This is a genomic window from Gemmatimonas sp. (genome assembly GCF_041689975.1).
Lineage (GTDB): Bacteria > Gemmatimonadota > Gemmatimonadetes > Gemmatimonadales > Gemmatimonadaceae > Gemmatimonas.
Genome location: NZ_JBDNFF010000236.1, coordinates 1 through 7,501 on the forward strand (window position 1 = coordinate 1; position 7,501 = coordinate 7,501).

Sequence of the window (7,501 nt, forward strand, 5' to 3'; positions counted from 1 at the left end):
GCCAAAACAAACGACCACATCGCATTCACGAGCTGGGCCACGAATTCCATCTTTGCGTCACCTCCCATCGGGGTAGTCACGTGTGTCCCGCTCGGGACTCCACATGCTTATCGAGGTTAGCTCCGCTCCTACTGCTTGGCCTGCCCGCTCAGCTCCGCTCTTGACGGCTGACGGGGACGTTTTTTTGTGTCGTCTCGTTCAGACGATGGGGGGTAGACATGAGAAAGGCGCTTTCCTCCGCGCCTCACGATTTCTGCTAACGGTCGATGTGCATCCAACGGTTGGTCGCATCCAGCACCGCGAGCACGGCGCTCGTTTCGGCACTTTCACGCACTTCACAGCTTCCGGTCAGTACCACCGGCTCGCGACCGACGCGTGCCGCTACGCTGACAAAAATGAACGCACGATCAAAGGCATCGATCAGCTTCGAACCTTCCAGCGCCAACGAGCGTTCTCCGCCCGCCGTCGCCTTCGTCGCGGCCACGATGGCCAACAGCGTTGAACGAGCCGCCAGGTCGATGCGCGATCGCTCGCTCTCCTGACCCTCCGACTCGCCCACAAATTCCTGTCCTTCACGGCTCAGCGTGACTCGGCACAGCACACCGCGCGAACGCGAACGCCGCACTTCGACATCCTCAAAGACCAGAACCCGACGTCCCGACGGAGCCGCATCGGCCATCGGCGCAGTCGCCGAATTGGTCCGCACGGTCCCTCCCATGTGACCACCGGGGGACGAAGACGTAACGGATGCGCTCGCGGACTCGGGCAGCGGCAAGGTTACTGTCGAGCTCGCATGGGCGGAAGCGCCGCCGGCCATCGCACTCAAGCCAGCCGTGGTCGTCGTGACCGGCGGCAAATCGGCAGCGCGAGGCGCATCCAGCGTGGTCGCGATCGAGATCTTCCGGTGGTTGACCCGAAGACCGAGCTGCGCCATCAACGCACTCTCGATATTGCGAACAGTGTTCTTGGGCTGCACGAGGTCGGTCGTAAGCACGTGGATCTCATCCACGGCGCCAGTATCGTTTGGCACGATCCGCACCGATAACACCCCGGGAAGGGTGGCGATCAGTTCCTCCGCCCGACGAATAGGCAACACACTCCCCGCGATGGTTCCGGAGGGGGTCTGAGAGGACGTCATGCCGAAATTGACTGGAATAGACAGGCTTGTCTCCGCGGGTGGGGCGAACCGAACACGTGTGTTCAGCTGACTGCAGCGCTAATATGTGACGTGGCTCGCTCAACAGCAAGACGCAAAAATTTCACAACGCGTTGCCGGGCATGGACGTACCGGCCCCGACCTCAAGCTTCGTCGAAGGGAGCGTCCCCTTCGTCCCCCTCGCCAACGTCTTCCCCTTGATATTCCCGAAGCTTCCGGTACAGGGTGCGCTCCCCGATGCCCAACAGATCGGCTGCCTTTCGCCGGTTCCCGCCGTTGTCCCGCAACGCGGCCCGAATCGCCACCCGCTCGATCTCCGCCATCGTCATTCCGGGGCCGAGCGTGATCACCGTGGCCGACGGAGCCTGCTCGCGTGGTTCAATGCCACGCACCAAGCCGAACCCTGGCATCGCCACCACTTCACCAGTACTAGCAGAAGACACAGCGGACGGCGATCGCACCTCGCCCATCCAACCCGGTGCGGACGCTCTGGTTTCCACGTCCATCCGACGACGCAACTCTTCGACTTGTAACTTCAGTTCGACGAGCGATCGCACGATGAATTCCAGCTCGCGTCCCGGCGCCCGCTCACCCTCGCGCACCATCGGCCCCACGTGCACCGGCAGCAAGCGCCGACCACCGCCGTCGCGAATCGGCCGCGGGATGTCATCCGCTCCGATTTCACGTCCGTGGGCGAGCACGACCATGCTCTCCACGAGATTCCGCAACTCGCGCACATTGCCGGGCCAGCCGTATTCCACCAACAGTGCCAGCGCTTCCGCCGAGATGCCGTGGAATGCGCGATCGTGCAGCGACGCGAACTCGGTGACGAAGCGTCGCACGAGCAATGGGATATCATCACGACGTTCGCGCAGCGGCGGCAGGTAAATGCCGAGGACGTTCAGTCGGTAAAACAGGTCCGCGCGAAAGCCGCCTTCCTCGACATGTTCGCGCAACGGACGGTTCGTCGCGGCGACGACGCGCACATCGATCGGTATCGGCTGTCCACTTCCCACTCGTGTGACTTCACGCTCTTCGAGCACGCGCAGCAACTTCACTTGCGTGCTCGACGGGATTTCGCCGATCTCATCGAGAAAGAGCGTCCCGGTGTCGGCCAGTTCAAACCGCCCCAGCCGGCGTTCGGCAGCGCCGGTAAAGGCACCCTTCTCGTGGCCGAACAGCTCGCTCTCCAGGAGCGTTTCCGTAAGCGCGCCTACGTTCACTGCAATGAACGGCTTCCCACGGCGCGGACTGAGGCGATGGATGGCGCGCGCCACCAGTTCTTTGCCGGTGCCGCTTTCCCCTTCGATGAGCACGGTGCTGGTGACCGGTGCGATCTGCTCCACCTTCACCAACACTTCGCGGATCGCCGCCGACTCACCCACCAGCCCCGTAAGCTCAGCCAATCGCTGACGCTCGAGCCGACGCCGCACGCTGTCCACGACATCCTCGATGCGAACCGGTTTGGGCCACGTTTCCGCGTACCCGATGTCGCGCAATCGCTCGATCATCGGTGGATCGGAGACGTCGGCGAAACCGAGCACGGCGACGTTGTCCCACAACAGCAGCCGTACGAGCGACATGTTCGCCGCATCGAGCAGGGCGCCGGTGAGCACGACGATGTCGGGACGCGCTCGGCGCAGATCGCCGCGCACGTCGTCCATCGGCGAGATCGTGACTGTGGTAATCCCACCCGACTCGAGCGCCGCGTTCAAGCGCACCGCTGGCTCGACATCGGTCATGAGAATCGCCACGACGCTGGCAGCGCCGTCGTCTACACTGCCACGCCGCATTGCTGAGGGGCGCGGACGCACGCTCACGCCTTCCCTGCCCGCTTGTAGAACGGCAGCTTCACCACGCGCGCCGGCAGCTTGCGGCCGCGGATATCGATCTCGAACGTGGTGCCTTCCACCGCCGCCGCCATTGGCAGATAGCAGGTGCCGATGGGAATACCGAGTGTGGGGCTCATGCAGCCGCTGCACACCTCGCCGATCCTGACGCCACCGTACACCACACCATGGCCATGACGCGGAATCGCGCGTTCGTCGATCGTGAATCCCACGAGCTTGCGGTCGGTGCCTTCCTGATGCTGATGCAGGAGCACGTCCTTGCCCAGGAACGGCTCGCGCTTCGCCAGCTTGAGCAGCCAGTTGAGTCCCGCCTCGACCGGCGTGGTGCGATCATCGAGTTCGTTGCCGTACAAACACATACCGGCCTCGAGTCGCAAGGAATCGCGGCAGCCGAGTCCGGCCGGGGTGACCGGGCCAGCGGCCATCACAGCGTTCCACACGGCGACCGCGTGCTCGGCGTCGAAGTACAATTCGAAACCGAGCTCGCCCGTATAGCCGGTGCGCGAAATTCTGCACGGCACGCCGGCTACGTTGCCTTCGGTGAACCAGTAGTACTTGATGCCATCGAGTCGCACATCGGACAACGACGCCACGATCGCGGGCGCCTGCGGTCCCTGCACGGCCAGCAACGCGATGCCGTCGGAGATGTCCGTGAGCGTGCAGTCGAAGCCGGCGATGTTCGCCTGCAGATGCGCGAGATCCTTGTCGCGATTGCTCGCGTTGATCACGAGCATGAGATGATCGGCGAAACGATACACCAGCAGGTCGTCAACGATGGTGCCGTCGGCGCGCAGCAGCGTCGAATACTGGATCTGTCCAACAGCCAGTGCTTCGACGTCGTTGCTCGTCACCGACGACACGTAACGCATGGCATCGGGACCGCGCACGATCACCTCGCCCATGTGCGAGACATCGAACATGCCGCACACGGTGCGCACAGCGTTGTGTTCGACGGTGATACCAGTGGGATACTGCACCGGCATTTCGTAGCCGGCGAAGGGGACGATCTTCGCGCCAAGGGCGACGTGAACGTCGTGGAGCGGCGTGCGCTTGAGCGTGCCGGGAGCGATAGCTGTCATGTCTGGAAAAGAAGCAGGGCGCAACCGGAGCGGCCGCGCCCTATAACATGACCAATTCGGCAGGAACCTGCCAGCATATTGCCACACTGGCAGCAATTCCCGGCAAACTCACACGATCGCGGCCATGACCTCGTCGGCGTGACCGGCCGGCTTCACTTTGGTGAACACTTTGGCGATCTGTCCCGCCGGGTCGATCAAGAACGTGGTGCGCTCCACGCCCATGTACGTCTTGCCGTACATGGACTTCTCCTTCCACACATCATAAGCCTGAAGCACGGTTTTCTCTTCGTCAGCCAACAGCGTGTACGGCAGCTCGAACTTGGTCTTGAACTTCACGTGCGACTTGACCGAGTCCGGGCTGATGCCCAAAATGACGGCCTTCGACGCATCGAAGCGCGGGAGCGCGTCGCGAAACTCGCAGGCCTCGATGGTGCAGCCGGAAGTGTCGTCCTTCGGATAGGCAAAGAGTACGACCCACTGACCACGAAGCGACGACAGCGTGAGCGTGTCGCCAGCATCGGTCGGGAGCGTAAAATCGGGGGCGAGTATTCCTTCAGCGATGGGCATGTTGTGTGAATTCCGGTTTAAAGGGCTTCGTTCCCCATGAGTGCTGCCATGATCGCTTTCTGTATGTGCAAGCGATTCTCGGCTTCATCCCACACGACGCTCTGCGGGCCGTCGAGCACGTCGGCCGTGACTTCCTCGCCGCGGTGCGCCGGCAGACAGTGCAAGAAGATCGCGTGAGGCGCGGCCAGGGCCATCAGCGGTCTGTCAACCTGATAGAGCGCGAAGGCGACCGCGCGCCTCGCCTGCTCCTCCTCCTGCCCCATCGATGCCCACACGTCGGTCGTCACGACGTCGGCACCGGCGGCCGCCTCCCGCGGATCGCGCAGGAGCTGCACCATGCCGGAGGCCACGCCGGCGCGCAGGAAGCTGTCGTCGGGATCAAATCCCTCGGGACAGGCGAGCTTGAGCGTGAAGCCCAGATGCGCCGCCGCTTCGATCCACGAGTTGGCCATGTTGTTTCCGTCGCCGATCCAGGCAACCGTCTTGCCGCGCACGTCGCCCAAGTGCTGCTGAATCGTGAGGACGTCGGCCAGGATCTGACACGGATGCGACAGATCGGTGAGCCCATTGATGATGGGCACCTTGGCGTACTCGGCCAGTGTTTCTACGTCGGCGTGCGCGAACGTGCGGATCATGATGCCGTGCACGTATCGGTCGAGCACGCGTGCCGTGTCGGCGATCGGCTCGCCACGTCCCAGCTGGACGTCGCGGGGCGAGAGGAAGTGCGCGGTGCCGCCCAGTTGGGTGGCCCCCACTTCAAATGACACGCGTGTGCGCGTGGACGATTTCATAAAAATCATCGCCAAAGCCTTACCTGACAATGGCTTACGATCGTACGCACCAGTGCGCATACGCTCAGCCAGCGCCAGCAGGGAGAATGTCTCTGCGGAGGAGAAGTCGGCGATGTTCAGAAAGTCACGATGCGGCGAATGATTATGCGGCATTCGTGCAAAGTTATTAACTGGATGCCGTGGGACCAAGCCTTGGCGCATTTACCAGCAATTCTTGACCCGAGCTGTCGCGAAGAGATTCGGAGCGCGGTTAGCCGCTGCTTCAGCTTGGCATGATGGTCGGAATGACTTGCCGCCAGTTCCGCCGATAGACGCGGAAGTCGTTGTCCAGCGTAACGACTACGCTCTACGCATCGAGCTCTGTCATCCGAACGAGGCACGCGTCGGCCAACGACATCGGCACATTCGCGAACTTCCGCATCAACCCTTCAACAGCCGCCGTTTCCGGAAGCATTCGGAAGTCAATTTTCAGTACATCGCTCGCAATCAACTGGAGCGCAGCGTCTGGCCCGCCATCGAGGCGTCCGAGCCGGAAGCAAGCCTCCGAAACGACCGCTTCGCATGTGAAGATGGGCGGTTCGACCGCGTCCAGCACCTCTCGAACCCACGCATGCTGCTGATCGCGTCGATTCAACAGGGCGACAAGAGGTCCGGTATCAATGACGACGCGCGTCACCGTCCATACTTGCTCATGTGCTTGGGATTCGTGGAGAGATCCGGGGGCCATCAAGGGATCCCACCAATTCATCGACGGCCATCGTCACAGACCGGCGTCCACCGGCCACCAGCGCCGGTAGGCCCTCGCGAACGACGGCCGAGCGGCTTGATTTGCGGCGCCGCGCCAGCTCACTCAACGCGTCGTCGAGCTCCGTTGACAACTTGAAGGAAACGGTCCGCATCGGGTTTGCCATAGTATTACCTCCTGTACGTAACCGTATTACGACTCGGTTTCTGGGTCATGTCGCTCCCGAAGGCCTCGTCCAACGTGCGGCGGACCGCGGCATTGGTTGCGGATTCGGTTCATCGGACCGAGGGGAGTGCGCGCGCAAACGGCGCAGCGTACGCACATGCCCGCCCTTATTCTTTTTGTGAAGCGACGGCGTCAGTCGAACACGTCGGCCAATTCGATCAGGAGTCCGGGCAGTACATTTTCCCCGCTGAGCACGGCCGGTGCTACGAGAGTCGACTCACTGCCGTCGGCGCGATACACGCGCGCTTCTCGGCGCGATGGATCCACGAGCCACACCAGCAGGGTTCCGGCCGTGATCCAATCGCCGACCTTCGCGAGCATTTCTCCCGCAAGATCAGCAGGCGACAGTACCTCCACTGCCAGATCGGGTGCGAACTCGGCGAAACCCGCTGGCGGCACTGCCGGGCAGCGATCCCAACGCACGTCGGCCACATCGGGCGCGCGCACCGTGTCCGGGTTTCGCTGGAGCGTAAAGCCGGTTTCGGCGGCAAGCACGCGTCCTCGTGGAACCGAGAGCCCGAGTGTGCCACGCTCTGCGGTGAGGTGCGCGCTGATCGCGACCAGGACGCGCGCTGCGATGTCGCCGTGTGTCCACCCCGCTGGCTCGCGCACGATCATCCGCCCGCGCACCAACTCGGTGCGGGCGTTCTCAACGGGATTGGCGAGCAGCTCTTCCGCGTCATCGCAACGGGCAACGGGATCATCTCGCAGTCCTCGATTTCGCACGAGTTTTGGTCATACGCGACGGGTACGGCGCGCCGTCATGTGTGCGTCAGCGGGCGGCGGTGGAACGATTGTCAGGTTGCGTCGCTGCTCCAAAGCTCTCAGCGGCAGTCACGACCAACGGCGGCAGCGCCGCGTTAGGCGCCCACGTGATCCTATCGCGAAACGTCTCCGGAAACTCCGACGCCAACGTCCAGCGCTCGACCGAACGCGTGTCCTGATCGACCAGCCACAGTTCGCCGACGCCGTGCGCGAGATACGTGGGACGCTTGCGATGCCGATCGCGACGCCGCGTGGACGGGCTGAGCACGTCGACCACCAACAGCGGTGGCGGCATTTCGCGCCACGACGGGTCGGCTGATTCC

9 protein-coding genes are annotated in these 7,501 nt (G+C 63.0%); all 9 read right to left on the reverse strand.

All coding sequences use genetic code 11. From position 1 onward, the window contains the following. Window positions 1-256 precede the first annotated feature (256 nt). Complete coding sequence (locus tag ACESNG_RS15215; RefSeq protein ID WP_373063129.1) at window positions 257-1,138, reverse strand: hypothetical protein; 882 nt, start codon at window positions 1,136-1,138, stop codon at window positions 257-259. A gap of 161 nt (window positions 1,139-1,299) precedes the next feature. Beyond that, window positions 1,300-2,949 carry a sigma 54-interacting transcriptional regulator gene (locus ACESNG_RS15220; RefSeq protein WP_373063127.1) on the reverse strand — a complete coding sequence of 550 codons (1,650 nt, stop codon included), beginning with the start codon at window positions 2,947-2,949 and terminating at the stop codon, window positions 1,300-1,302. Window positions 2,950-2,972: 23 nt separating this feature from the next. Beyond that, window positions 2,973-4,085, reverse strand: coding sequence for a glycine cleavage system aminomethyltransferase GcvT (gene gcvT, locus ACESNG_RS15225; protein ID WP_373063124.1), 1,113 nt, complete (start codon window positions 4,083-4,085; stop codon window positions 2,973-2,975). 108 nt (window positions 4,086-4,193) lie between these two features. After that, window positions 4,194-4,652, reverse strand: a complete 459-nt coding sequence (locus tag ACESNG_RS15230) for a peroxiredoxin (RefSeq protein WP_373063122.1) — start codon at window positions 4,650-4,652, stop codon at window positions 4,194-4,196. A 17-nt stretch (window positions 4,653-4,669) separates the two neighbouring features. After that, complete coding sequence (argF, locus tag ACESNG_RS15235; protein ID WP_373063120.1) at window positions 4,670-5,596, reverse strand: ornithine carbamoyltransferase; 927 nt, start codon at window positions 5,594-5,596, stop codon at window positions 4,670-4,672. A gap of 193 nt (window positions 5,597-5,789) precedes the next feature. Continuing rightward, on the reverse strand, window positions 5,790-6,119 hold the full coding sequence (locus tag ACESNG_RS15240; protein ID WP_373069590.1) for a type II toxin-antitoxin system VapC family toxin: 330 nt from the start codon (window positions 6,117-6,119) through the stop codon (window positions 5,790-5,792). A 13-nt stretch (window positions 6,120-6,132) separates the two neighbouring features. After that, complete coding sequence (locus tag ACESNG_RS15245) at window positions 6,133-6,354, reverse strand: ribbon-helix-helix protein, CopG family (protein ID WP_373069592.1); 222 nt, start codon at window positions 6,352-6,354, stop codon at window positions 6,133-6,135. A gap of 191 nt (window positions 6,355-6,545) precedes the next feature. After that, a complete protein-coding gene (locus ACESNG_RS15250; protein WP_373069594.1) occupies window positions 6,546-7,139 on the reverse strand; it encodes a Uma2 family endonuclease in 594 nt (197 codons plus the stop codon). Window positions 7,140-7,185: 46 nt separating this feature from the next. Beyond that, a partial coding sequence (locus ACESNG_RS15255; protein ID WP_373069596.1) for a Uma2 family endonuclease occupies window positions 7,186-7,501 on the reverse strand: 316 nt, incomplete at its 5' end.